The 24,010-nt window shown below is 61.6% G+C and carries 22 protein-coding genes and 1 pseudogene; 16 read left to right on the top strand and 7 right to left on the bottom strand.

What is annotated here, in order from left to right; all coding sequences use genetic code 11:
* Window positions 1–21 precede the first annotated feature (21 nt).
* A complete protein-coding gene (locus tag H3V53_RS35305) occupies window positions 22–606 on the bottom strand; it encodes a hypothetical protein (RefSeq protein ID WP_336601781.1) in 585 nt (194 codons plus the stop codon).
* A 31-nt stretch (window positions 607–637) separates the two neighbouring features.
* On the opposite strand from H3V53_RS35305, the gene H3V53_RS35300 reads away from it, so the two are divergent.
* The 3 genes from H3V53_RS35300 to H3V53_RS35290 all read left to right on the top strand — a co-directional run bounded on the left by H3V53_RS35300 (window position 638) and on the right by H3V53_RS35290 (window position 2,516).
* Entirely contained in the window at window positions 638–1,630 is a 993-nt protein-coding gene (locus H3V53_RS35300) for a tyrosine-type recombinase/integrase (RefSeq protein ID WP_336601780.1), read from the top strand.
* 71 nt (window positions 1,631–1,701) lie between these two features.
* Complete coding sequence (locus H3V53_RS35295; RefSeq protein WP_336601779.1) at window positions 1,702–2,157, top strand: hypothetical protein; 456 nt, start codon at window positions 1,702–1,704, stop codon at window positions 2,155–2,157.
* Between the two features lie 65 nt (window positions 2,158–2,222).
* Complete coding sequence (locus H3V53_RS35290; protein WP_336601778.1) at window positions 2,223–2,516, top strand: hypothetical protein; 294 nt, start codon at window positions 2,223–2,225, stop codon at window positions 2,514–2,516.
* Window positions 2,517–2,987: 471 nt separating this feature from the next.
* On the opposite strand, the gene H3V53_RS35285 is transcribed toward H3V53_RS35290, so the two are convergent.
* Together H3V53_RS35285 and H3V53_RS35280 are read right to left on the bottom strand one after the other, a co-directional pair.
* Window positions 2,988–3,722, bottom strand: coding sequence for a uracil-DNA glycosylase family protein (locus tag H3V53_RS35285; protein WP_336601777.1), 735 nt, complete (start codon window positions 3,720–3,722; stop codon window positions 2,988–2,990).
* Between the two features lie 242 nt (window positions 3,723–3,964).
* A complete protein-coding gene (locus H3V53_RS35280; RefSeq protein ID WP_336601776.1) occupies window positions 3,965–5,440 on the bottom strand; it encodes an ATP-binding domain-containing protein in 1,476 nt (491 codons plus the stop codon).
* A 50-nt stretch (window positions 5,441–5,490) separates the two neighbouring features.
* Here H3V53_RS35280 and H3V53_RS35275 point away from each other — a divergent pair, with 50 nt between their 5' ends.
* On the top strand, window positions 5,491–6,132 hold the full coding sequence (locus H3V53_RS35275; RefSeq protein WP_336601775.1) for a hypothetical protein: 642 nt from the start codon (window positions 5,491–5,493) through the stop codon (window positions 6,130–6,132).
* 12 nt (window positions 6,133–6,144) lie between these two features.
* Here the strand turns inward: H3V53_RS35275 and H3V53_RS35270 are convergent, their stop codons facing one another.
* A complete protein-coding gene (locus H3V53_RS35270) occupies window positions 6,145–6,603 on the bottom strand; it encodes a hypothetical protein (protein WP_336601774.1) in 459 nt (152 codons plus the stop codon).
* 160 nt (window positions 6,604–6,763) lie between these two features.
* Here H3V53_RS35270 and imuA point away from each other — a divergent pair, with 160 nt between their 5' ends.
* From imuA to H3V53_RS35240, 6 genes are all read left to right on the top strand, one after another.
* On the top strand, window positions 6,764–7,471 hold the full coding sequence (gene imuA / locus H3V53_RS35265; RefSeq protein WP_336601773.1) for a translesion DNA synthesis-associated protein ImuA: 708 nt from the start codon (window positions 6,764–6,766) through the stop codon (window positions 7,469–7,471).
* Window positions 7,401–8,873 carry a Y-family DNA polymerase gene (locus tag H3V53_RS35260; protein WP_336601772.1) on the top strand — a complete coding sequence of 491 codons (1,473 nt, stop codon included), beginning with the start codon at window positions 7,401–7,403 and terminating at the stop codon, window positions 8,871–8,873. Before imuA ends, H3V53_RS35260 begins: the two co-directional genes overlap by 71 nt.
* Before the next feature lie 3 nt (window positions 8,874–8,876).
* Complete coding sequence (locus tag H3V53_RS35255; protein ID WP_336601771.1) at window positions 8,877–12,023, top strand: error-prone DNA polymerase; 3,147 nt, start codon at window positions 8,877–8,879, stop codon at window positions 12,021–12,023.
* Between the two features lie 22 nt (window positions 12,024–12,045).
* The gene (locus tag H3V53_RS35250; protein WP_336601770.1) at window positions 12,046–12,345 is read left to right on the top strand and encodes a DUF2471 family protein; all 300 of its coding nucleotides are present in this window, start codon (window positions 12,046–12,048) and stop codon (window positions 12,343–12,345) included.
* A 57-nt stretch (window positions 12,346–12,402) separates the two neighbouring features.
* Window positions 12,403–12,873 (top strand): hypothetical protein, encoded by a 471-nt coding sequence (locus H3V53_RS35245; RefSeq protein WP_336601769.1) that lies wholly within the window; start codon window positions 12,403–12,405, stop codon window positions 12,871–12,873.
* 677 nt (window positions 12,874–13,550) lie between these two features.
* Window positions 13,551–14,018: a hypothetical protein gene (locus H3V53_RS35240; RefSeq protein ID WP_336601768.1), complete on the top strand. Its 468-nt coding sequence runs from the start codon at window positions 13,551–13,553 to the stop codon at window positions 14,016–14,018.
* Between the two features lie 142 nt (window positions 14,019–14,160).
* Here the strand turns inward: H3V53_RS35240 and ligD are convergent, their stop codons facing one another.
* Window positions 14,161–16,023 carry a DNA ligase D gene (gene ligD / locus H3V53_RS35235; RefSeq protein ID WP_336601767.1) on the bottom strand — a complete coding sequence of 621 codons (1,863 nt, stop codon included), beginning with the start codon at window positions 16,021–16,023 and terminating at the stop codon, window positions 14,161–14,163.
* Window positions 16,024–16,171: 148 nt separating this feature from the next.
* Between ligD and ku the strand changes: the two genes are divergently transcribed.
* The 4 genes from ku to H3V53_RS35215 all read left to right on the top strand — a co-directional run bounded on the left by ku (window position 16,172) and on the right by H3V53_RS35215 (window position 20,301).
* Complete coding sequence (ku, locus tag H3V53_RS35230) at window positions 16,172–17,083, top strand: non-homologous end joining protein Ku (protein WP_336601766.1); 912 nt, start codon at window positions 16,172–16,174, stop codon at window positions 17,081–17,083.
* Between the two features lies 1 nt (window position 17,084).
* Window positions 17,085–17,903 carry a tetratricopeptide repeat protein gene (locus tag H3V53_RS35225; protein ID WP_336601765.1) on the top strand — a complete coding sequence of 273 codons (819 nt, stop codon included), beginning with the start codon at window positions 17,085–17,087 and terminating at the stop codon, window positions 17,901–17,903.
* Between the two features lie 72 nt (window positions 17,904–17,975).
* Window positions 17,976–18,188, top strand: a complete 213-nt coding sequence (locus H3V53_RS35220; RefSeq protein ID WP_176112754.1) for a hypothetical protein — start codon at window positions 17,976–17,978, stop codon at window positions 18,186–18,188.
* A gap of 706 nt (window positions 18,189–18,894) precedes the next feature.
* Complete coding sequence (locus H3V53_RS35215; RefSeq protein WP_336601764.1) at window positions 18,895–20,301, top strand: DUF2252 domain-containing protein; 1,407 nt, start codon at window positions 18,895–18,897, stop codon at window positions 20,299–20,301.
* 355 nt (window positions 20,302–20,656) lie between these two features.
* On the opposite strand, the gene H3V53_RS35210 is transcribed toward H3V53_RS35215, so the two are convergent.
* Both H3V53_RS35210 and H3V53_RS35205 read right to left on the bottom strand, forming a co-directional pair.
* On the bottom strand, window positions 20,657–20,929 hold the full coding sequence (locus tag H3V53_RS35210) for a helix-turn-helix domain-containing protein (RefSeq protein ID WP_336601792.1): 273 nt from the start codon (window positions 20,927–20,929) through the stop codon (window positions 20,657–20,659).
* Window positions 20,930–20,992: 63 nt separating this feature from the next.
* A pseudogene (locus H3V53_RS35205) lies at window positions 20,993–21,295 on the bottom strand (response regulator); the annotation flags it as partial.
* Between the two features lie 256 nt (window positions 21,296–21,551).
* On the opposite strand from H3V53_RS35205, the gene H3V53_RS35200 reads away from it, so the two are divergent.
* Together H3V53_RS35200 and H3V53_RS35195 are read left to right on the top strand one after the other, a co-directional pair.
* Complete coding sequence (locus tag H3V53_RS35200; RefSeq protein ID WP_336601763.1) at window positions 21,552–21,839, top strand: hypothetical protein; 288 nt, start codon at window positions 21,552–21,554, stop codon at window positions 21,837–21,839.
* A 644-nt stretch (window positions 21,840–22,483) separates the two neighbouring features.
* Window positions 22,484–23,473, top strand: coding sequence for a chemotaxis protein CheB (locus tag H3V53_RS35195; RefSeq protein ID WP_336601762.1), 990 nt, complete (start codon window positions 22,484–22,486; stop codon window positions 23,471–23,473).
* The last annotated feature ends 537 nt before the right edge of the window (window positions 23,474–24,010 follow it).

The raw sequence follows: 24,010 nt of genomic DNA, 5'->3' as shown, positions 1-24,010 counted from the left end.
GCCGATCGCCGTTTATGGCCCCTAGCATCCGCGCCCGCTGATGCGTGAGATGACCGAGTTAGTCTGAGCGGCTGCCAGTTCGGCTCGCAGGTCGGCCCACCTGGCGATCAAAGTTGGATCTGACGTCAGGAAGAGCGGCTGCGTTGTCCAACCGACGACACGGGCGCCGCTCCATTGCGTCTCGAAGATGCGCATGTCTTCGTCCTCACTCACGCCCGCATTCACGAGATCGTCAAAGGACTCGAGGTTGAACAGTTCAAGCTCGTCCTGATGGATGCCCGATATCAACGATATCGCCGAGCAGAAAAACCGCCGCGCATCCTCGCGCGTCGCGCATAGCGCGAACGCGTCGACAATCCCATCAGGTGTCTGCCACATCATTCGGTAAAGCAGCTTGCGGCACCGCTGCGATAGCTCGCTCATAGAGGTCTCAGGTTTCTCGCGCACCACCGCGCTTGACATAGCGTGGCGATCTGTACGATAGCCCGCATATGCCTTTCTCGACAATGCCCGCAGATGAACGATCGTCTCCCCTCTCCCACCGCCTTGCAGCGACCCCATGCCCTTGGTGGCGGGGTTTCGGCGAAGCGGCAGCTTCGTTATCATGGGGAAGGCCCTATTTCAGTATATACATTTTATGAACGCCGATCTGTGGCGGTCCGATCCCGAAACAGCCTACGCTGAATGGCAGCAGGCAGAAGCCACCGGTGCGGACAGGCGTGCGTTTGCCGAGCGCTCCATCGTTCAGCACCGCTCGATGTTTGCCCGCTTCCATCGCTATCTGACGAGCCACGGCGTCGCGGTGACGGAGTTCGGCACTGACCATATCGACGGCTTTTTCGCCGATCTGGATCGCGACTGCGCGCCGGGAACATCGACGCGCCTGCGCTACCTCAAGCTGCTGGACCGGCTCTCGCGCCACCTCTCTATGCTGGGCCTGCGCACCGACAACCCGGCCGCAAGCCTGCTTCCGCAAGAACACTGGCCGGAAGACGAGCCGGTGCCGGTTTTCCTTTGGCCGGATGAGGATGCGCGATTGCAGGAGCTTTGCCGCGTAGTGGACTTCGAGTCGTTCAAGGAGATGCGCAACCGTGCAATCGTCGCTGCGCTGCTTGGCACCGGCATCACTGCCGCTGAACTCACCGCGCTCACCGTTGGCGATCTTGAGGTAGGCACGCGACCCAGCGTGTTCGTAAAAAAACGCGGGCCACGTATCGCGCGCCGCGTGCCCGTTGACGCGTTCGCAGTCGACCTGCTGCGCGCATACGCGAAGGCGCGTGCAGGGCAGCCCGTCAGCGATGGTCTGTTGTTCATCGCGACGGCGAGCGGGAAGTCGATGAAGCCGGTCACCCTGGGGAAGTGTGTGCAGGCCGTACTGCGACTCGTCGGCGCGGCGGCCGCCGACGAGAGCCCGCGGCTGCTACGCAACACGTATGGACGCAGGCATCTGCTGGAAGGCAAGACCAACGAACAGGTGAGCAATCTGTTGGGCCTGTCGAGCCGCAGGACGGCCACGCGGTTACGGGAAACCATCCTTGACACCCACCGATGTGTGGAAGGTCGAATGCTTGGCGATGACGACGGCCGGACGGCCGACACTGCGTGGCTGTCGCGCGAACCGTCGCCTTGACTTTGGCCAGCGACGCGTAGCCTGGTGAGTGAGCCGTACAGGGGTGCGGCCACACATACGGGGTATCAGTCATGATCTACAAGGGCGCCTTCAGGGACATCATCTATCCAGCGCAGAACCGCGAGCCGCGCGCCACGCGCTACCGCATCGTGCTCGCAAAGACCTCGCGACTTGTGCGCGCGATCGTTCATCTCGTTGCTGATGAGCCGACCCAGCCGGAAAGCACAAACCTTCCCACGGCAATCGACGTGATCCTGAACAGGATCATTGACGATGAACTGACGGGCGTGCGTCACGACTGCATCCGGCTCGTGGTTCAAACCGGCGCGCAACTGACCGACTACCCCATCACCTACAACGCGCTGGAGTTGAAGGGCCACGGCGGTCGCGGTCCACGTCCGCCCGGCACCTCCGACCAACCGATCCACATCCGCTCTATCGACGTGGTTGGCGGCTCGGTCGCGTTTTACGTCGACCACGACGGCGGAAAGCCGGCAAGCGACGTCGTCGCGAGAATGCTGCGATGAACAGCCCCCGGCGTCCTCGATACGCCGTCGGTCGGTGGGAGTCGCTGTGGGCGAGCGATCCGTATATGTCGCACAGCATCGTCATCGATCTTTCGGCGCGAAAAGTGATCGCCGGGCGGGATCGCTACCACAAACGGTGGCATCCAATGAGCGTTCGTGACGTCGACTACATGCAGCAAATAATGGAAGAGACGGCCGACGACATTTTTGATGAGCCGCGCGAACACGGCTTTGAACTCGTCGATCATCCGCCAGCGTGGGCGCTTGAAGCGTGGCCATGGCCGCGGATCTACGGGCGAACTGACGACGGGGACGAAGAAGACGACTGCCGCTTCCCTGCGACCGAACAGTCCATGTAATTTGCGACCGGAACCGGCATGCGCGGCCCGTCGAGGACGCGCCAGTTTCGCTAGTGGAGGCGTCGTCCGCGCTCCGCTCAATGGCCGCGCTTCGGAAAGCCTATTGCCTCCGACACTGCGTCAAACCGCCCAAGAACGGTTATTCGACACAAGGCCGTGAATCGCGGACAATTGACCGGCCGACTCCCCACTACCTCGCACAAGTCATGAAGCAGCGTGTACGGATAAAACTTGTCCAAGGACGACTGGCAGAGTGTCGGGCGGCCCGCAAGCTAGCGGGAACGAAAGGATATTTGGAAGGTGACTATAGGTCGCGACTTGCCGTTATCTACTCTAAGCACAAAGAGCTGTTCAAGCGACTAGAAGACGCGTGAACATGAGGGGTAACCGATTCGCCGCGTTCCGGCTCTCGTCAACACAGCATCAGTACGCTGTACGTACCGTGCGGAAGAATGTTGCGACAATGGCAGCCTATGGCGAAGCATTCGGCATCGATAGGCGCACAGCAAACGCCTTCGACGCGGTGTCGATAACCTCCTGGTAGTACTCTCTGATTGGTCTTGGGGCGTGGTTATCCCGCGCACCTGGATGAAATGTCCTAAAACACTCAATGCCATTTGACTGGAAGTGCCAAAGCGCCTTTGGCTCAACCTTCACATTCTGACGGGTCGGCAGGACAGCTTTCAGAGCACAATCGTACGCGTGGCCGGTACCGAAGATGATTAGGTCTGGCTTAAGCAGCTCGATCTCAAACTGGACGGCCGCCACCGAGAAATTGAACAAATGCGCGGAATGGTCAATCGACGTTCGAGAGAAGCCGCGCTTCGGTCGGTACCAGTCCATCTTCATTAGATTGTTCCAGCAAACGGCCGCTCGATCGCCTCGTGCGAACGCATTAGCGAACCGCTTCCACTGCCGCAACAACTCACTACGACCGGTACCACGGGAGTGTTGACTCTCGTAGCGAGCTTTTGCGATCTCGATCCTGTCAGAACGTTCGTAGAAGTCTCCCAGCTTGCCACACCAACCGTTAGTTTCCTTCCCGATGAACATCACGCGGACGGGCGCATCGAGGTAAGCTTGAGATACGCTAAGGAGAAACGGCGCCGACAGCTCGCGAAAATGTTGAATAAAGCCGGGCTTGGCCACGGCAAGCGCCTCTGCATAGTAAGAATCCAAGACCGCTTGTACGTCGCGTTTAAGCATGGTTCACCGATACTTTGCCTTGGCGGCGGCCCAGCCCTTCGCCTTCAGCTCTAGATTTGGCGGCAATTGTGGCATAAGTGGATCAGATGTCAGCTGATCCACGGTTGTCCGCTTTGGATTTCCTCGACTGTCTCCTGTCGGTCGACTACAGCCTGTGGTCGCAAACTTGTTTTGCGTTCTGGCGTCGAGAGCAGATGCGCACACTGCAAGCCAGAGCTTCACGAAGCGCACCTCGCGCTCTGCTAACCGGTAACGGGCCCTGCGGCGAAGATCCGCAACAGTTCTTCCCGCAGTTCCGACAAGTCCAGAACGTGTTGTGCGCGAGTGAACGCAACATACAGGAGGCGGAGTTCGTCATCGTCGAGACTCAGACGGCCATCAATGTATTTGAAGAGGAAGTCATTTACGACCTTGACCCGCTTCCACTCAAGGCCCTTCGCCCGGTGGACCGTAGAGATTACATAGTCCGCGCCCGCCTCGGGGGTGAGGCGTTGCGCCAACGAGCGCAGATAGTCGGTGCCGAGTTCGTCGACGATGCGCACGATGGGCAGCAGGTCCGCACCTGCCGCGCTGCGGGCGAACGACTGCGCTTCTTTCCACGTCTCAAACAGGGAAAACGCCGCCGGCCTGAACGCCCGGCGTCCCGCGAGCAGCATGTCGGCACCATCGGCGTACGCGACGATTTCGGCGGCGCTCATCCGGATCGACGGTCTGTGACCTGACTCGATGCCTGCCGCAAGATGCCAGATGGCCGATATGTTCTTGCGGCAGAGGATCGCATCGACGGGAGGCGCGATGGATGGATCCTCGACCATGATCGACCCGATAGTGCTTTGCCCGCGAACAGGCGCGGTTTCGCCCAGCATTTCCAGCAGTCGACTCGCGAGCGCGGCGAAGGTTGGACCAAACCGGAAAGATTCGGTCAACGCCTGTACTGGAGCATCGATCTGCGCCATTGCGTTAATCGCCCCGCGCCATTCGTAGATCTGCTGATAGGGGTCGCCCACGTAGACGATCTGGGCATGGCGCTGGCGGTTCAGTAGCCAGAGCATCACGCCATCGCTGTCTTGCGCCTCGTCGAACAGGATGAAGTCCGCATCGATGCGTGGGTTGCCTTGCGCCCAGACCTTCAGATAAACATCCGGGATGATCGCGCTGCGGCCGCGCGGGTCCGTGCTCTCGCCCCAGAGGCGTTTAACGTATGGCGCCAGTCCGTCTCGCAACCAGTCTGCGGCCCTTGCGTCGATCTTTTCATCGACGGGGACGTGGACAGGCAGCGGGGCATCATCCGCCGAACGGCAAAACCGGCCGAGCCCATCTTCGATCATCCGGCCAAGTTCGAACGGGCCCAGTTCTACAGTTTTGCCCGTGACGAGCGGGACTTCAAGATGCCCCAGACCGAAGCGCGCCGCGAGCTCATGCGGCGGTTCCGCTGGCAGTCCGACTCGCGCAGTCAGGGCGGGCGGAGCCGAGCGGTACGCGAGGGAATGCACGGTTCCCGTCGCAACGTTCGGCGGAAACCCGCGCCGCGCGTGTTCGGCAATCTGCCGGTTGAACGCCAGATAGGTGCCGCGCCGGTGGGTAAGACGCCCGGCGACGAGCCGCAGGGTGGATGTCTTTCCAGCGCCCGCGTAAGCCTTGATTTTCAGATTGCCGCCGCCCACGACGGCATCGACGATCGCTTGCTGCTCCGGTGTCGGGGTGATCTGACGGGCCATGGAATGGTTAAGCTTGGCTAGGCCGCTAGTGTGCCTGCAAACGCATCGCGATGCGCGAGATTTTGGGATACAAAAAGAACATCCCGCGCGAGGTGGGCCTGAACATTCCCGACCCATATAAACGGGCGCCTTACGCACGCGAATTGCTCCTGGCTGGCGCCACCCAGCTGGCCGACGAATTGCTCCTCGATGGGCTATCGTGGGTGTACGTGTGCGGCGAGGAGGCGGGCGTGTTCTACTTTTATCTCATTGATCCGGTCGGGCGCACGGTCGTGAAGGTGAATGACGGATTCGACAGGGCTGCGGAACTGACGAACTGCGAAGCGCCTGACCTGGACACCCTGTGGCAAGACGCAGCGGAGCCGGATTCGTCGGTTGATATTGCATACGACCCGAACGCCGAAGATCAGCCCGCTTTCCGTCTGAAGATTACGCGCGGCAGCGCGACGATGGAACGCCTTGTCGCTGGCCGGGCGGTCCTGATGCTGTGCGGTGCAGTGCCGGACGACATCGCGCAGCAGTTGTCGGCGGCAGAGGCGGTTCGGGAAGCCATCGGCTTTGTGGGCAAGGTCCGGACCGACGTCGCCGCGTGGCTGAAGTCCGGTGCGCCCGATACTCGCGCGCCTGCCCGGCGCAGCGCAGTCTCTGGCCACGCCCGGAAACACCGTCACGGCACGTCCCGACGGCGCTAGCCGTGCGTCCGGTCAGGCGCGCTTGCGATGCTCGAACGAGTCGCCCCCGCGAAAGCGCTCGAGCCGGTCACTCGCGTCTGCGATCACGGCGAGCGGCGCCCGTCGCAACTGAGCGTCGTAAGTGGTGACGATTACAGCGAATTGCTGAAACCCTTCTTTTTCCAGTAGCCAGGTGCCCGATTCGCGACCGCGGTCAAACGCCGCGCAGATGACGCCCTCCGCTTCCCGCATCTGCTCGAACGTCGCCTCTGCGTAGCCCGCCTCTGCGAGCAACCCGGTGAGGATCATGACCTGGCAGAGGGTCTGCGCCGCTGTAGCACTGCCGTGCCCCAGGCGCATTGCATCGAGCGCGACGTGAGCCTGAAGCGCCAGGCGATCGGCTTCTGCGCGCGGCATGGGCAGGAGCAGTGCGCGATTGCGGCGTGCGCGGGCGGCCTGGCTGGTTCGCGCGAACGGTATGGGTCTGGCCATAGGAGACTTAAAAGGGGCTGCGGTCGAATGCTACCGCACCCGACGCGTGGTGATGCGTCGATGCGGACACTGCGCAACAGTGTCCCCTCAAAAAGGACAATGTAACCGTCGCCTTACCAGGCTATACTGTGTTTTTATACAGTGTTTTATGGGGAGAGTCATGAGCGCCGTCATGCTACCCGAAGCGATACACCCCGACCTCTGGACAGGAAACCAGTTGGCCCGCGCTGCATCGCGGGTCGTCCCTTGCGGCGATGATGCACTTGCAGCGGAATTGCCCGGCGGCGGCTGGCCACGCGGTGCGCTGACCGATCTGCTTGTCCAGCAGACCGGTTGCGGCGAACTGCGTCTTTTGCGCCCCGCCTTCGAGCGCATTGGATCGAAACCGGTCGTACTCCTGCAGCCGCCGCACAACGTCCAGCCGACCGCGTTCGCATGGTGGGGCCTGGATCCGTCCAATCTGATGATGGTGAAAGCGCCGAAGACGGCCGACGCGCTGTGGGCTGCCGAGCAGATTTTGCGTGCGGGCACCTGTGGCGCGCTCGTATTCTGGCAGCAGCATGTGCGGCCCGAGGCGGTGCGGCGACTGCATCTGGCCGCGCAAACGTCCGAGTCGCTCTTTTTCATGGTGCGACCGCTCGCGACGACACGTGACGCCTCGCCTGCCCCGTTGCGCCTTGCGGTCCGTGCGGCCAAAGGCGGCGTCGATGTCCAGTTTCTAAAGCGCCGCGGCCCCGCCCGCGATGAACCGCTGTTCGTCGCCCTGACGCCCTCTCCAATCCTGAACGTAAAACGCAATGCAATTGTGGATAGGCGTCCATCTCCCGTTGTTGTGCCTCGAAGTGTTCCGGCCGAAGTGGTTGCATGAGCCCGATGACGGCGCAGGTCTTGCCGTGCTCGAAAAGGAGCGCGTCATTGCCGCCGACCCGTGCGCGCGCGCAGCCGGGGTCTGCATCGGCATGCGGCGCGGCGGCGTCCTGACGCTCGCGCCGGCGACCGTCATGCAGGAGCGCGACAGTGCGGCCGAAGTCAACGCGGTGCGCGACATGGCCACAGGTCTGCTGAACCTGTCACCACAGGTCGTGATCGCCGAGGAAAGCACGGTGCTCGTCGACGTCTCAGCGAGTCTGCGACTGTTTGGCGGCATCCGGTCGATGCGTCGCATGGCGCGCCGGGTCGTCGACGCAATGGGTCTGACGGCCACGATCAGCGTCGCACCAACGGGACAGGCGGCATGGCTCCTTGCGCGGTATCGCGGCGGCGTTGCGCTGTCGCACTCCTCGCTGTCGCGCGCCCTCGCGGGATTGCCGGTCAGCCTGCCTACACCCGCTCGACGTCATCGCGAGTGGCTGACGGGTATCGGCTGCGAGACGGTCGGGCAACTGATGCGACTGCCCCGTGCAGGACTGAAAAAACGATGCGGTACGGCACTGCTCGATGTGCTGGACCGCGCCAACGGAGTGGCACCAGAAGTGTACGAATGGTATGAAACGCCGCCGACTTTCCAGGCGCGCGTCGAACTGCCCGATCGCATCGAGCACGCAGAAGCGTGTCTCTTTGCGGCCCGCCGGCTCGTTGTCCAGCTAACAGGCTGGCTGTCGCAGAGGCAGCTTGCCGTCACGCGCATCGCGCTGCTGCTCGAACATGAGCGCGGCCGCGAAGCGATTGCACCGACAACGATCGAGGTGGCGCTCGCCGAGCCAACGTGGCGCGAGGATCACCTGATGCGCCTGCTAAAAGAACGGCTGGGCCGCGTCATACTCGCCGCGGCCGTCATCGCGTTGCAGCTCGTCGTACAGGAAGTGAAAGAGGCAGAGCCGGCGTCGGACTCACTGTTTCCGGAGCCGGGCGGCACCGCTGCTGATCACGCGCGACTACTTGAACTGTTGGTCGCCCGCCTTGGCCCGGAGAACGTGCTGAAGCCCGCGCCGGTAGCCGACCACCGGCCCGAAGTCGCCGCGCGCTGGGTGCCCGTCACGGACAAGACAAAGTACGTCGCGCCGGCGACGGACACCCCCCGCCCCGCATGGTTGCTGGAGTCGCCGATCAAGCTGCTGATGCGCGGCGAGCGACCGTTTTACGGCTCGCCATTGCGCACCGTGTCATCCGGCGAGCGCGTCGAGGCAGGCTGGTTCCAGGGGGAGCCGGTGACGCGCGACTACTTCGTCGCCGAGTCCGACGACCACATCTGCTACTGGATCTATCGCGAGCGGATTGGCGCCGTCGATGAGGACGAGCCACGCTGGTACCTGCATGGCCTGTTCGGATAAGTCATGCTGCCCGCTTCGTTCGGCCTGCCCGGCTATGCCGAATTGCAGTGCGCATCCAACTTCACATTCCTGCAGGGTGCTTCGCACGCCGAGGAACTGGCGACGCGCGCGGCGCAGCTTGGGTACGATGCAATTGCAATCACCGACGAATGCTCGCTGGCGGGCATCGTGCGCGCGCACGTCGCGGCAAAGGAAGCGGGCATCAAATTGCTCGTTGGTGCGCACTTTCGCGTCACGAATGCGGACGGCTCACCTGCGCTAGCCTTCACCGCGATCGCGCAGAACCGCGATGGCTACGGCAACCTGTCCGAACTGATCACGCTCGCGCGCACACGCTCAGCCAAGGGCACGTATGTCGTGTATCCGCACGATCTCGATCATCCCGATCCGCCGTACACACATCTGCGCGCGCTACCGGACTGTCTGATCATCCTGACGCCCGATTTCCCCGCTAAGGACTCGCGCCTCGACGCACAGGCGCAATGGGCGGCGCAGACGTTCGGCACCGATCGTTGCTGGATGGGGCTAACCCTGCACGCTCGCGCGCTCGATGACCTGCATCGGAATACCGTCTACGACGTCGCAGAAAGGCACAGGCTGAACGTCGTGGCGACTGGCCAGGTGCTGATGCATGTGCGCTCGCGCAAACCGCTGCAGGACACGCTGACGGCAATCCGCCTGAACCGCCCCGTGACCGAATGCGGATTCGAACTGGCACCGAACGCGGAGCAGCATCTTCGCTCGCGACTGCGGTTGGCCAATGTCTATCCGCCGGATGCGCTCGCGCAGACGCTAAGCATCGCGTCGCGCTGCACGTTCAGGCTCGACGAGCTTCGTTACGAGTATCCCGATGAACTCGTGCCACCCGGCATCACGCCGACCGCTTACCTGCGGCGCGAAACCTATCTGGGCGCTCATCGCCGCTACCCGCGCGGCATCCCGCACAACGTGCAGACGCAGATCGAGCACGAACTGTCGCTTATCGCCGAATTGAAGTACGAGCCGTACTTTCTGACGGTCTATGACATTGTTCGTTTCGCGCGCAACGAAGGCATCCTCTGTCAGGGTCGCGGCTCGGCGGCGAACTCGGCCGTTTGCTACTGCCTGGGTGTCACCGAGGTGGACCCCGCGCGCAGCAGCATGCTGTTCGAACGGTTCATCTCGAAAGAGAGGGCAGAACCGCCGGACATCGACGTGGACTTCGCTCACCAGCGCAGAGAAGAGGTTATCCAGTACATTTACAGGAAGTACACGCGCACGCGCGCAGCCCTTGCGGCGGCCGTCACCACCTACCGTCCGCGCTCGGCCATCCGCGATTCAGGGAAGGCGCTCGGAATCGACCCCGTCATCGTTGACCGGGTCGCAAAGGAGCATCACTGGTTCGATTCGAGCGCCGATCTGATAAATCGGTTTATTGCTAGCGGCCTCGATCCGGACACGCCGATGATCCAGCAGTGGGCGACGCTCGCCGCGACGCTGCTCGGCTTTCCGCGCCACCTGTCTCAACACACGGGAGGTTTCGTGATCGCGCGTGGCAAGCTCTCGCGTCTCGTGCCAATCGAGAACGCATCAATGCCGGACCGCTCCGTGATCCAGTGGGACAAGGACGATCTTGAAGCGCTCGGCCTCCTGAAAATCGACGTACTCGCGCTCGGCATGCTGTCGGCCATCAGCCGCACGCTCGAACTGGTCTCGCAGCAGCGCGGCGAGCCCTTCGAGTTGCAGGACATCCCGCCGGAGGATGAGGCAACCTACGACATGATCTGCGCGGCTGACACTGTTGGCGTGTTCCAGATCGAGTCGCGCGCACAGATGAGCATGCTGCCGCGTCTGAAGCCGCGCGAGTTCTACGATCTGGTTATCGAAGTTGCACTTGTTCGACCTGGACCTATTCAAGGGGGAGCCGTTCATCCGTACCTTCGCCGGCGGCAGGGGCTCGAACCCGTCAGTTATCCGAGTCCGGAAGTTGAAAAGGCGCTCAAGCGCACGCTCGGCGTGCCGATCTTCCAGGAGCAGGTCATGCAGGTGGCGATGCTGGCTGCGGGCTTTAGTGGCGGCGAGGCCGACCAGCTTCGCCGCGCGATGGCGGCCTGGAAGCGCAAGGGCGGATTGCAGCACTATCACGACCGCATCGTTGAAGGGATGCTCCAGCGCGGCTATGACCGTGAGTTCGCCGAGTCGATCTTTGCGCAAATCCAGGGCTTCGCCGAATACGGGTTTCCAGAGAGCCACGCGGCGAGCTTCGCGCTGCTCGTCTACGCCAGCTGCTGGCTCAAACGGCATGAGCCAGCCGCGTTCCTGTGCGCAATGCTCAACAGCCAGCCAATGGGCTTCTATTCACCGTCGCAACTGGTTCAGGATGCGAAGCGCCACGGAGTCGGCGTGCTGCCCGTAGACGTGACTGTCAGTGACTGGGACTCAACGATGGAAGGCGACGGCAGCATGGTCCCTGTGCGTCTCGGCATGTCCATGATCCGCGGCATGCGTGAGGAAACCGCGCGGCGCATCGAAGCGGCGCGTGCGGTGATGCCGTTCCGTGATATCGCGGATCTCGCAAACCGCGCACAGCTCGACCGCCATGACCTGCAGGTACTCGCGGCTGCAAACGCGATGAAGCCACTCGCGGGCGACCGGCGGCAGGCGCTATGGGAAGCCGTCGCAGCCGTTCCGGAGAAGGACCTGTTGCGTGCGACGTCGCGGAGTGAGGAAGCGCCGGCGCTGACGGCACCCACGGAAGGCCAGGACCTGATCGCCGACTACCGTTCGACCGGCCTGACGCTCGGACGCCATCCTCTCGCCCTGCTGCGCAAGAAGCTGCTATCGATGCGCCTGATGCCCGCCGAAGCGCTCGCGCGATATCGCGACGGCCAGCTCGCGCGGGCTTGCGGCATCGTCACCGTACGTCAGCGCCCCGGCACGGCTAACGGCGTAATGTTCATGACGCTCGAGGACGAGACAGGGTCCGTCAACATCATCGTCTGGCAGTCGGTACTCGAACGGCAGCGACGTGAAGCGCTCGGCTCATCACTGCTCGCGGTCTACGGCGTGTGGCAACGTCAGGGCGATGTAAAGCATCTCGTTGCACAACGGCTCGTCGACGTATCGCACCTGCTAGGCGAACTGCCGACGGCAAGCCGGAATTTTCACTGAACTCAACGGAGAGAAAAGATCGATGGAAAACTACAACGTGCTGTTCGATGCGCAGGCCGCCGTCGAGGCGGCGCTTCCGGACGTAGTTGCGCGGCACCGCAGCAAGGGCGTCCTGACGTGGAAGCTGATCCACCAGATCGAAGAAGAGGTGTTGACGGAGGTCCGCGCGGGCGGATTGTTCAGCACGCGTCTGCTGCAGATGATCTGCGCGCCTGCCGCCCTCTCCTACCCCAACGACGACAGGCCGGTTTCGTTTGAAGGCCACGACTTCGTACCGATCGTGTTTTCGGCGATCGACCGCGCATGGCGAATGGTACATTGAGCGTGTGCTGGTGGAACGACTCATGCTGCCCAGACCTTGTCCAGAAGGAGGCATCCCATGTGTTTCAAAGATCCAGAGAAAGGCATTGCCATATTGCTTGAGATGATTGGCGATCTGAAGAGCGCGCACGGCCATACACCGCTCGAAGATTTCGAGCACTTCTGTACTTACTCGGGCCTGTCCGAAAATGACGTGGGCAGTCTCGCTTTCCTTTGGGCGAAGTACGGGTATCTGTCGGCGTGGAAGCCTGCCGACGAAACTGGGCAAAATAGCAAGGCTGCCTTAAAGGGAATGTCCCATCGGACAGAGGATGACGACGTCGCGGTCTGGGCGTTCAAATTGCAAGTGGGTATGCTGCTGCGCGACCTTCCGCCCGGAACAGTCGCAGAACTCGACGACGTATGTATCGCGTGGTGGAACGGCAACGATCTGGTTTTCGCGCACCTTCGCGACGACGACCCCGACCGGATTGAAGAGGAATTCGACCTCAACGATTGTGAATGGCAAGATCGGCGCGAGGGTTTTTGAGGCGTGGCTGAAGGAACCGAAGTACAGTTCGCGCGCCCAGGTCCGTGACTGGGTGTTGCGACAGCGGCAGCCATGAGACGCTAACCGGGTGCCGCGCGCTTTTACACTCCCGGCACCTTATCGCATCACTAGCGCGACGCTTGACATGCTGCGGTCTGCTGTAAAACGAAGGTGGGCCATCCTTCACAGCAGAGACGAAACATATGCGTCGACGAGAACCAAAGATCTATGCAACGCTCCGCCGCCGTTATTGCACTGAAGCCCTCATCAGAATGGGCTTCAAATACACGAGTACGAGTGGTTCCACGCTCGTCATGCTGGGCGCGTTTCGCACGCTCTATGCGACCGCATCGCGAGACGGTGAATTCTGGCGGGTGACGCCACTTGTCGGGCCGCGCATCTGGCGACCGAGATGACTCCGCGTCTGCGGTGCGCGCCAACTCCGCAAATCGGTGTGCAATCGACGGGAACGTTGCGCGATTGGCAATGACACGTCCCTGTGCCGATAAGCGGCCGTTGGCGACCTCACCCGATCGGCTACAAATCGAGCGCACTAGCGATGAATAACGTGCGAGACGTCGGGTGCATTTTTTAATCCGGAGCACGCGCGGCCCCCATTGATTTTAGCTCGGCGACTTCCTAAGCTTTACAAGATGTCTCTGTGTGGGGATGGGACCATGTGCCTGCAGATAGCCGCGAGTACATTCTTTAAGCTCAACAGAGTCACCACATTTCTGTTCGTCACGAATGACGGAATTCCAGTGCCCGAACTATCGGCAATGGATTTCTCGTTCGATTTCCCAGTAGACGACTTCAATACCCTGACCAACGCATTTTCGCTCAACGTTGAGTTGGAGCCCGGGGGTAACCTCTTAGACGTCGGGCCGTCAAATCAAAGCGAATTGGCGCCCCGGGTGCCGGGACTCTACCAGGTGGGCTTCGTGCCGGGATCACGGCCTCCCAAACCGCTTCCCTGGGAATTCGACTGGCCAATCGGCTTTTATATGTGCATTGTGACCGTCAAGGCGCAGGTCCTTGCCTCTCAGCCCTCTGTCGACTTCGAGGGTGGCATTCCCCGCGTAGTGAAGCCCGGTGTGTTTGTGACGAAGAACGCCAGCACTCTGATCAGCTTCAGTGTCATCTAGGCTGCGCATTGGACATCGTCAATGGACGTGAGGCATTTAAAAACGAAAGGCCGTCCGGTGAGTATCGCGGATGCACGCGTGTTCCAACTGACGGTGCGAATGGGCGCTTTTGTGGGCGGATGGGCGACGCACCGACTGACGCTCAACCGGCCGCGCGAACAGATCGCCGCATTCTCTCGGTTATTTCCTGTTCGGGCGCAGCAACGCTGTCGCTTGACCGCAGCCTGGCCTCCTCGATGCCATTCTTGACATTCCAATCGGATGCGCCGCGGAGTTTTGACAAATCGTCCCACCGGACGGGCATCGACACCGGAAGGCCGGGCCTCGCACGCGGCGACAAGGCGATCGCCGTTGTCGCGCCTTTCCCGTTTCGCAGATAATCCACGAAGATCTTTCCGATCCGATTTCTCGGACCTGATACCGCCGAAAAACGTTGCGGAATGATCTTCGCAAGATGTCGCGCAATCGCGTGACTGAATCCCTTAACCTCCTCCCACGTATGGACCGGTGCAAGCGGCACGATGATATGCACGCCCTTCCCTCCGCTGGTCTTGCAGTGCGACCGAAGTCCTAGTTCGTCCAGCACGACCCGCGTAAGCGTGGCGGCTTCAACCATCACGCTCCAGCCGAGTTGCGGATCGGGATCGAGGTCGAGTATGAAGCGGTCAGGATGGTTGAGATCTGGTGCGGTCGCGTTCCACGCGTGAATTTCGATCGTGTTGAGTTGGGCAAGCTCAAGCAGTGCTTCTCGCGTATTCGCCACCAGTAGCTGCGCATGACCAGGGTGCATCGACGGCGGCAACTGCGTAACCGCTTTCAGGCGCTGCCCTTCCGCGTGTTTCTGATAAAACATTTCGCCCGCGATGCCATCAGGCGCACGCACTATCATCAGTGGTCTGTCCTTGATGTGCGGCAAAAGGTAATCAGCGACGGCATCGAAGTATCGAACGACATCCGCTTTCGTGAAACCCGTCGATGGATCAACGATGCGCGAGGCGTTGGTGATTGTCTGTCCGCGCACGCCAGAGCCTTCCGCACGACGGCTACTTGTCGCTGATGCGGGAACCGGCTTCTCTTCTTGGACTTCCCCCGCCTCCTTGTCCTCGCGAAGAGCCTTCAGGACGCCGTGACGGATCTCCCCAGCCGATGTCCATTCGAGGAACGATACTTCGACGACTACTTGTGGCCGCATCCAGACGAGGGCGCGGCCGCGCTCAGGCTTCGGCGGGTTAAAAAAAGGCGGCTCGTCAACTGGCTCCAGACGCGCGTGCAACTCGCGCATCTGCGTGGGTCGCAACGTAGCCTTGACCGAGCCTGCGTAGCGGAAAGAGCCGTCACGCTCGTACACGCCGAGCAACAACGAACGAATGCCTGTATCCGCGCCTGCCGTTCTGCTAATACCGCCGACGACGAACTCCTGGCGTTTGAGGCACTTGACCTTGATCCAGGCGGGCGAACGGCCCTCCGTATAGGGACGGTCAACACGCTTGCCTATGAGCCCTTCGAGGCCCATCCGGCAGGCGGAATCGAGCAAGGACTCGACGCCCTCGGTGAACGTGTTGCTAAGCCGTATGTGTGCGTCGTCGACGGTGGCAAGCAACTGCTGCAACGCGGCCCGCCGGTCGCCAAGTGTCGCTTGCCGAAGGTCGCGGCCATCGAGATACATCATGTCGAAAGCGAAAAACGTCAGGCCGGCGGTGCGTCGCCGGGCGAACGCATTCTGCAGCGCCGAAAAGTCCGGAATGTCGGCCTTGTTGAGCGCCACCACCTCGCCGTCGATCCACGCCTGGCGGACGGGCAGCCGGGCAAATGCTTCGGCGAGCGCGGGCATCCTGTCAGTCCAGTCGTGTCCGTTGCGGGTGAACAATGTCACGACGCCGTTGTCGATGCGGCAGAGCATTCGATACCCGTCGAACTTGATCTCGTATGACCAGTTTGGGCCGACTGGCGGGCGATCGACGAGCGTAGCAAGTTGCGGCCGGATGATGTCCGGCAGGCTGTCCACCTGGCTCTGGGCCGCCTGATCGGCTACTCTCGTTCTACGCGCCACCTGCTGCACCTCCCGAAATCTACGGCGTCGCACTGACTGTTCCAGCCAGGCGCGCTGGCCGGGAAATTGCTGCTACCGGAGCGCCTGCCAACGGGAGAAAGCCATGGCCGCTCCGCGTTCGATTGCCTCGATGACGATCAGCTTCGGGCTTGTGTCGATTCCTTGCCGCATGTTCTCGGCAACGGAATCCAAGTCTGCCGTCAGCTTTAACATGCTGCACAAGGATTGCGGCGCGCGGGTGCGTCAGCAGCTCTACTGCCCCGCCCATCAGGCCGTCATCGAGCGCTCGGATACCGTCAAAGGATACGAGTTCGAGAAGGACAAGTACGTCGTCTTCGAGCCGTCTGAGCTCGAGGCCTTCGAGGCGACCGCCAGTCACAGCATCGACATTGTCGCCTTCCTTCCGGCCGACGCGATTGATCCGATCTATTTTGACAAGGCTTACTATCTCGGCCCCGACAAGCGCGGCGCGAAGCCGTACCAGCTACTCGCACAGGCGATGACCGAAACCGGAACCTGCGCGCTCGCCAAGTTCGTGATGAAGGGAAAACAGAACGTCGCACAGGTGCGTGCCGGACCGGACGGGCTCATCCTCCAGCAGCTTTTATACGCTGACGAGGTACGGGCACAGTCTGCGATCGGCATTGACAAGCCGGCGGTGCAGCCGGCGGAACTGAAGCTCGCCGAACAGCTTATCGAGCAGTACCGCGTCGATTCGTATGACCCGACGCAGTTCAAGGATGAGGAAAAGGAGCGCCTGCTCGCCGCGATAGACCAGAAAATCGCGGGAAAGAAGATCACCCTGCAGCCCGCCGCGCAGCCCGAGGGCGCGGAGATCATCGACCTCGTCGAGGCTCTACGGGCGAGCCTGAAGGGACAAGGTGGGGCGGTGAAGCAAAAACCCGATGCCGCCGCTGTCACCGAGCCGGCCGCGCCGAAGCAGCGGAAGTCGGCACGCCGCACTACGACCGCCGACGCGCCCGCGCCGGCGCGCAAGACGGGAACCCGCAAATAGCATGACCCGCGAGGAACGTTTTCGCATGCGGGACGTGCAGCGGATGCTGGGCGTCTCGCGAACCGTCATAACGCAACTCGTCGCGGGCGGCTTCGTCCAACCGGCGCGCGGCCGCGGCAGGGAGACGCTGTTTTCTTTTCGCGACGTCGTCATGTTGCGCACCGCCCATTCGTTGCGAAAGGCGGGTATTCCGCCGCGCAAGATCGTGCGAGCACTGGAAAACCTGCGCGCGACCTGGTCGCCCGGCAAGGACCTGACGGCTATCCGGATCACGGCTGTGGGCGCCGACGTGGCAGTGCAAGACCGCGACGGGCCGTGGGACGCCGAGACTGGCCAGTTGCTGCTGGCCTTCGAGCCGACGCCCGCCGGCGACGTTTCGGGCAACGTCACCGAGCTTCTAAAGCGTCGCGCGCCGGACGAATTTGCGGACGCGGCCGCGAAGGAAGCCGTAGGCGATCTGGAGGGCGCTGAAACCGGCTACCGGCGCGCCATTGAGTCGGACCGGACCTATCTGGACGCCTACCTGAACCTCGGATGCCTGCTGTCCGAGAGTGGCCGCTACGACGAGGCCATCGAGGTCTGGCGTAAAGCCTTGCTGGAAAATCCAGAGCACCACCTGCTGCACTTCAATCTCGGCGTTGCGCTGGAAGACGCCGGCCGCCTCGAACAGGCGCTCATTGCCTACCGGCACAGCATTGAACTGAAGCACGACTTTGCCGACGCGCACTTTAACGCGGCGCGCATCCATGAGGAACTGGGCCAGCAGACCCAGGCAATCCGTCACTACAACGCCTATCGGACATTGAACCGCGACGGTTGATGGGCTTCCGAGCCCATCGGGCATCGGGCTTGCTGGCCCCTTTTGCAGACAACCAACGAAGGGAGGCAGGTCATGGCAGAGCAGCACAAGCCCGGTGAGATCGTCAAAACGTCCGGGATTTACAAGGTTGTGCACGAAGGCGACAGCAAGGCAGCGTTCGAAGTGACATGCGTCGAGGGCGAGCATTTCCCGCCGACACGCACCGGCAAAGGCGCTGTCTATGAACTTGTGCACGGTGCCACGCATTCGCACAAGCACAGCGAACTTGGCAGCGGCGACAAGTGACAGACGGAGGCGAATAAGTGGCTAGCGGAGACGCTGGCCGATGGCGGCGACGGGCGGCTCTTGCGAGCCGCTCAAATCGCGCTTTCACAGGTTCCCGCAGTTCGCGCCGCTGACACAGGCGCGGTCAGCGCCGTACAGGCGGGGGCTGCTCGAGTTCCAGGGGATCGTCTGGATCCATGCGAGGAAGGGCCACCAAGGGATTGCGGCGGCGACAGACCGGGCAGATAAAATAAACGCCCTCCTCGTCCATCTCTGGCAAGGCGACCTGCAGCGTCACCATCATCCGACAGCCGGTGCATATCCACATGGCGGCCTCCGCGCGTCAGCTGTCTTTATAGTTCACGCGGACGATATGTGGGAAGCGGGTAGCGGCTAGCGGCTAGCGGCTAGCGGCTAGCGGAGACGCACGCATGACCGTTCCAGTTCAGGAGAGTCGGCTTGCGACCCGTTGCCGACACTCGACGATGCGACAGTCCGGTGTCAGCTTTTAGCGTATTACTGCCATCGCCCTGGCGTCGTCCTTTCGGATTTTGGTCCTAGTTCTCCAGTGTCCCTGTATTCCCAGGTACACATCGCGCCATCCGTCGCTGGTTCCTTTTCGTTGCGCTTCCGGCTGTTCGCTCTACTGTTCGCTTGACGTGCGTCAATCTCGAGCACTGGCCCCGTGCCATTGTTAATCAACTGGAGAGCGCAGGCGGGGCCGGTCATGGATCAGATCCTGTTGAGCGAGGCTAAGGATGGCACCGCGACGCATTTTCCCTCGCGGCTGGAGCGGCGCGCGCTCGGGAAACAGCTCCGCGGAGACTGTTCGCGCGATTTGCACGGCACGTGGAAGTGCACTGTCGATCGTCCCGACCCCGTCTATCTTGTCCAGCAAGCCAATGAGGGCCGTCTGCCCGAACTCGTTCCGCTTCGACACGGACGAATGGCTCAGTCGCCATTCACGTTCTATCGAGGCGCCGCGCTGAACATGGCGCATGACCTCGCTTCGCTGCCGACTCCCGGCATACGTGTGCAGTGTTGTGGTGACGCGCACCTTATGAATTTTGGCGGCTTCGCGACCGCGGAGCGCAACATCATTTTCGCGATCAACGATCTTGACGAGACCCTTCCTGCGCCGTGGGATTGGGACCTGAAGCGTCTTGCGGCCAGTTTCGTGATTGCCTGCCGTGACAACGGGCTAAGCGACTCCACCGCGAAGGATGCCGTTCTCGCCTGTGTGCGCTCGTACCGCGAGAACATGGCAACCTTCAGCGAAATGAGATCACTGGATCTCTGGTACCACGCGATTGAGGCGGAAGCGTTGATCGCTTCCATCGACGACCCGGCTCTGCGCCGCCGCGTGATCAGGAGGGTGGAGAAAGAGCGTGCAAGCAGCATGGCGGAAGTTCTTTTCCCGAAGCTCGCTTCCGGCAAGGGTGGGTCAGCGCTCATCAGGGACGAACGCCCCTCGATCTTCCATCCACAAGGCGAGAAACCCGGAACCCTTGAGTCTGCGATCAGGAAGGGCTTCAGCGGCTATCGGGAAAGCCTGACGCCAGCTCAGCGGATTCTCATCGACCGTTTCAAGATCGTGGATGCTGCGATCAAGGTGGTGGGGGTAGGAAGCGTCGGGACCCGCTGCTGGGTCGTCCTGCTAATGGACGGCGCGGGCGATCCGCTCTTCCTCCAGGTCAAAGAAGCGCGCGCCTCGGTGCTGGAAGCCTATGCGGGAAAGAGCGTCTACGGCAATCACGGGCAACGTGTCGTCAACGGCTATCGGCTGGTGCAACCCGCAAGCGATATGTTTCTTGGTTGGACAAAGGGGGAGCAAGGGTGGGACTATTACGTGCGCCAGTTGCGGGACGTCAAAATCAAGCCCGCTGTCGAGACGTTCGGCAAGGTCGAAATGATGGGCTTCGCCGACTGGTGCGGACAATCGCTTGCGCTGTCTCATGCCCGCTCTGGCGATCCGTCCATCATCAGCGGATATCTGGGAAAGAGCGATGAGTTCGACAAGGCCATCGCCGTGTTCTCGGTCCTGTATGCCGACCAGAACGAGGCCGACCATGCCAGGTTCAAGCAGGCGATCGTCAACGGCACGCTCAAGGTAGAATTCGATCCGCCTGAATGAACCCAACGGCAGACTCTAATCCCAGCGGGTGTTGCCCTACTAACCGGATGAAGATTCGAACCAGTCTCGATTGCGGAACGGGCGCGATCATCCAGAAGACGAGCCCTCCAGGCGCATCGCCAACAGCCTCAGTGGCCTGCACTTCTCGCTGCAGTGCGATGCAGATGTCGGTCGCGCGATCAACCGCGCGGCGCGAAGGGAGCATGAAGCCTTCCCACCGGCCACGCCAAATATGAGGCAGCGGGCGCGTCAGCCGGTACGGCGACACCGATCGCCTCACAGAGTAGTCCGATGTACAAACATCCGGCCCGTGTAGTGCCCGGGTTCCCCCACGCCTGGCGGATAATGCGGCAAGTCACGAGCCACGACCCGCAGCGGCCCTCTGCTCAGGATCGTCATCGGGAACAAGCTTGTAGACGACCGCGTAACGGACCAGATCGACGTCGCTATGGAGCCCCATTTTCCCTATGATATTTGTGCGATGGGTGCTTGCGGTTTTCGGGCTTATGCCCAGAGTTCGCGCGATTTCGCTCACGGTCTGGCCGCATGCGATACGCAGGAAAATGTGGACTTCCGTGGGCGTCAGCCGCTCATGTGGCAAGCTGCCCTCAGCCACCGCGTCAAGCATCGGCTCGTCAGCTGCTTCGAGGTTCACATAAATGCCGCCTGAGGCGACCTTTCGCACAGCTGCAAGCAGTTCGTGTGCGGAGCTGGTCTTGACGACAAAACCTGAGGCCCCTGCCGCAAAACATAGCCTGGCAACGTTCGCTTTCGAAGACCTCGTAACAACAACAATCCTCGACATCTGGCCTGTCTGCCTGATTTCCCGGATAAGGTGCGTCCCGCTTACGCCCTGCATGGCGAGACCCAGCGTCAGCACGGCGGGCGACGCCGTTCGCACGAGATCCAGCGCGCCATCCCCGTCGGACGCCTCGCCCGCGATCTCGATGTCATGCGCAACCTCCAGAACGCTCCGGATTCCAGCGCGTACGACCGCGTGTGCTTCTGCTTATTCCGACTCTGATCATGAAGCGCTCACCATGACAACACTGCTTTGTGTTCCGGGCATTGTCCAATTTTAATAACCTGCTGGCTGGTCGGCAACGCCCCTGAGCGGTACCGCGCCAGCATTCCGTTTCACCTTGCGAACCGTATTCAGGGCCAGTATGAAATAGGTGTTGCTTACCGTTACTGTAAGGGACACACTGACTCAGGAAGTCCATTCAGCGAAGTTGAACCTTTGAGGATGTATGGGCCTTGGAATGGACGTCGCCTGCATCGGCCTCGAAAAGACGCCGGAGATCGAATCAGCGGCCGCACAGGCACTTCTGACGCTCCTTCGTTTCGCCCACGAAGTCACACGCTGTAGTCTGGCTGTCACCGCGACGGACGCCGGCTATGTCACCCGGCTCGAAGTATTCTCGTCCCGGCGCGAGCCGATTCTGATCGAGCACTACCGCAGCCCCAATCTTCTGCGCTGCATCGATCGGGTTTTCGTCGAAACGGGAGCCCGATTGTTAGCACTCTCGTTCCGTTGAGCACCACCATGGGCGTTATGCTGGCGAACGCATTCCCGCTTGACCGTTGTCCGTCGAACGGTCGGCGCGCGAAGGTCCGTAGCCAGGTGGGGACTTGACGCTCAAATGTCCGTGCAATCGTGTGGGTCATCGACTGCTTATGGCCCGCATACGGTCCGACGGTGAGCCGACCACAGATGCTGTCGTCGGCCCGACTGCATCCGACAGAAGTCGATCCACAGCAGCCGGTCATGCACGTCGAGGGTGGCGGTCCGCTACCAGCCACTCGAACGCTTCCATTTGCAATTGAAGGTGCGCGAAGATCCACCGGTCTGTTGTACGCAAGCCGATACCGTGAACGTCGCGAATAGCCAAGTAGGCGGTTATGCCAAAGGTTCGCGTTCATTCAGACATCGCGTTGGGACGATGAGGAGTTCGCAACTGCGCAGAAAGCAGGAACTTGATCCCTCGAATAGATCTGTAGCGAGAAGAAGCATGTGAAGAAACTCGTCCTCGTATGCGCCTGTTATCGGTGAACAAACAACGCGTCCGACTTCCTCCATAGAACGGAGAACTGCCTGTCGCACGAACCTTGACACATGTCAATGCCGTGTCCGGCTTCGACCCGATGATGTTCGCTACGGTCGCTAAGTTTGAGGCGGATCATGACGGGACGTATTTTTGTCATCGGCGCATCGGAAGGTGGGATCGCGGCTATCTCGGCCTTGATTGCACAGCTGCCCGCCAATTTCCCGGCTCCGGTGTTTGTCGCACAGCACATCAGTGCCAGTAGCCTGGGCGGACTACCGCGCATCCTTGGCAGGGCGGGATGTTTGCCTGCTGCACACCCACGGAACATGGAGATCATCCAGAGCGGCAAGGTCTACGTGGCGCCCCCGGACATGCATATGCTCGTGCAACCCGGATACGTCTGCCTTTCGCGGGGACCGCGAGAGAATCACGTTCGTCCCGCTGTCGATCCCCTATTCAGGTCCGCCGCGAGCTCATACGGGGCGGCGGTCGTAGGTGTGATCCTGACGGGACACTTGGACGACGGTACGGCCGGTCTCATAGCCGTCAAGGACCGCGGTGGCATTGCGATAGTGCAGGATCATGCCGAATCCGTCGCTCCGTCGATGCCTCGGAGCGCGCACGCTCACGTTTGCGTCGACCATTGCTGCACGTTGTCGGAAATGGGCGCGATTCTCGTAAATCTGGCGAGTGACGACGTCGGTTCACAAGGGGCAGATGCCAACCCGCTTATCGAAGTCGAAACGCGTATGGCGGCGGGCGAGTTGAACCTGGCCGACTGGTCGCAGTTTGCGAAACTTAGCGTGCCTTCCGGGCTGAGCTGTGCCGATTGCAGCAGTGCGCTTTTTGAAGTGCGAGACGATCGGCTGATCCGCTTTAGGTGCCGCGCCGGGCACGCATTCACGGCCCGGTGCCTGCTTGAGCAGCAGGCGCGGGCCCGAGAACGGGCGGTCGCCGGGTTGTATGGTCTGCTCACCGAAGAGGTCGCGCTTGCCCGGCGTCTGCTCGATTCAACTGCCGCCGACGACTCGTGCCTGCGGAATACCTTCAGCGACCGGGTCAGCCAAGCCGTGTCGAAGGTGGCACAGGCAGGGCAATGGCTCGACTCGCATGCCGGCCCGTAAAATGCGGGATGACCTTGGTGAATGCGAGCTGGCTGGCGCGGCTCCCGCGGCCGATGTGCAAGCCGCCAGACGTGAGGGTCGGTCTTTTGGAGAGGGCCCGCGCGGGTATGCATCGCCCCCCCGCGCGCTGCGACAGGCTCCTCACACAGCGAACACCACCATCGTTGCGCATACGGCGCTGGACGAATCCGAGATTCGGCGGGGAGTCGTTGACGATGAATTTGTCGGCTATCTACAAAGGCCGCGGGACCGGGCAGATCGTGGCGCCGCTTGCAAAGCTCGCACATTGCCGTCCTGCCAGGTTGTTCAGGCAACCAAATCATCTAACCGTGTGTTGGGCCGAAAAACCGGACGGTCTCCGCATCGCCTCGCCATACCGATGGAACGGCGCAAGCGCTCTTCGCGGCGCGATTGGACCTCGCCCAACGAGTGGGACAGGCGAGTCCTGTACTCATACCCGTCGTCTCACCTCGGTTGGTGACTGGCCGATGAATCGACGGAATACTTTTGCCAGCCGGTCGCTGGTGCGAAATCCCG

The organism is Paraburkholderia bengalensis, from assembly GCF_037126505.1.
In the GTDB taxonomy this organism is placed as follows: Bacteria; Pseudomonadota; Gammaproteobacteria; order Burkholderiales; family Burkholderiaceae; genus Paraburkholderia; species Paraburkholderia bengalensis.
Note: the sequence above shows the minus strand (reverse complement) of the source record. Positions and strands in the feature narration are given on the sequence as shown.

What these genes read in the sequence shown, in the direction of transcription:
- H3V53_RS35305 (WP_336601781.1), bottom strand. Translation starts at nt 606, where the DNA reads ATGATAACGAAGCTGCCGCTTCGCCGAAACCCCGCCACCAAGGGCATG.
- H3V53_RS35300 (WP_336601780.1), top strand. Translation starts at nt 638, where the DNA reads ATGAACGCCGATCTGTGGCGGTCCGATCCCGAAACAGCCTACGCTGAA.
- H3V53_RS35295 (WP_336601779.1), top strand. Translation starts at nt 1,702, where the DNA reads ATGATCTACAAGGGCGCCTTCAGGGACATCATCTATCCAGCGCAGAAC.
- H3V53_RS35290 (WP_336601778.1), top strand. Translation starts at nt 2,223, where the DNA reads ATGTCGCACAGCATCGTCATCGATCTTTCGGCGCGAAAAGTGATCGCC.
- H3V53_RS35285 (WP_336601777.1), bottom strand. Translation starts at nt 3,722, where the DNA reads ATGCTTAAACGCGACGTACAAGCGGTCTTGGATTCTTACTATGCAGAG.
- H3V53_RS35280 (WP_336601776.1), bottom strand. Translation starts at nt 5,440, where the DNA reads ATGGCCCGTCAGATCACCCCGACACCGGAGCAGCAAGCGATCGTCGAT.
- H3V53_RS35275 (WP_336601775.1), top strand. Translation starts at nt 5,491, where the DNA reads ATGCGCGAGATTTTGGGATACAAAAAGAACATCCCGCGCGAGGTGGGC.
- H3V53_RS35270 (WP_336601774.1), bottom strand. Translation starts at nt 6,603, where the DNA reads ATGGCCAGACCCATACCGTTCGCGCGAACCAGCCAGGCCGCCCGCGCA.
- imuA (WP_336601773.1), top strand. Translation starts at nt 6,764, where the DNA reads ATGAGCGCCGTCATGCTACCCGAAGCGATACACCCCGACCTCTGGACA.
- H3V53_RS35260 (WP_336601772.1), top strand. Translation starts at nt 7,401, where the DNA reads ATGCAATTGTGGATAGGCGTCCATCTCCCGTTGTTGTGCCTCGAAGTG.
- H3V53_RS35255 (WP_336601771.1), top strand. Translation starts at nt 8,877, where the DNA reads ATGCTGCCCGCTTCGTTCGGCCTGCCCGGCTATGCCGAATTGCAGTGC.
- H3V53_RS35250 (WP_336601770.1), top strand. Translation starts at nt 12,046, where the DNA reads ATGGAAAACTACAACGTGCTGTTCGATGCGCAGGCCGCCGTCGAGGCG.
- H3V53_RS35245 (WP_336601769.1), top strand. Translation starts at nt 12,403, where the DNA reads ATGTGTTTCAAAGATCCAGAGAAAGGCATTGCCATATTGCTTGAGATG.
- H3V53_RS35240 (WP_336601768.1), top strand. Translation starts at nt 13,551, where the DNA reads ATGTGCCTGCAGATAGCCGCGAGTACATTCTTTAAGCTCAACAGAGTC.
- ku (WP_336601766.1), top strand. Translation starts at nt 16,172, where the DNA reads ATGGCCGCTCCGCGTTCGATTGCCTCGATGACGATCAGCTTCGGGCTT.
- H3V53_RS35225 (WP_336601765.1), top strand. Translation starts at nt 17,085, where the DNA reads ATGACCCGCGAGGAACGTTTTCGCATGCGGGACGTGCAGCGGATGCTG.
- H3V53_RS35220 (WP_176112754.1), top strand. Translation starts at nt 17,976, where the DNA reads ATGGCAGAGCAGCACAAGCCCGGTGAGATCGTCAAAACGTCCGGGATT.
- H3V53_RS35215 (WP_336601764.1), top strand. Translation starts at nt 18,895, where the DNA reads ATGGATCAGATCCTGTTGAGCGAGGCTAAGGATGGCACCGCGACGCAT.
- H3V53_RS35210 (WP_336601792.1), bottom strand. Translation starts at nt 20,929, where the DNA reads ATGCTTGACGCGGTGGCTGAGGGCAGCTTGCCACATGAGCGGCTGACG.
- H3V53_RS35200 (WP_336601763.1), top strand. Translation starts at nt 21,552, where the DNA reads ATGGGCCTTGGAATGGACGTCGCCTGCATCGGCCTCGAAAAGACGCCG.
- H3V53_RS35195 (WP_336601762.1), top strand. Translation starts at nt 22,484, where the DNA reads ATGACGGGACGTATTTTTGTCATCGGCGCATCGGAAGGTGGGATCGCG.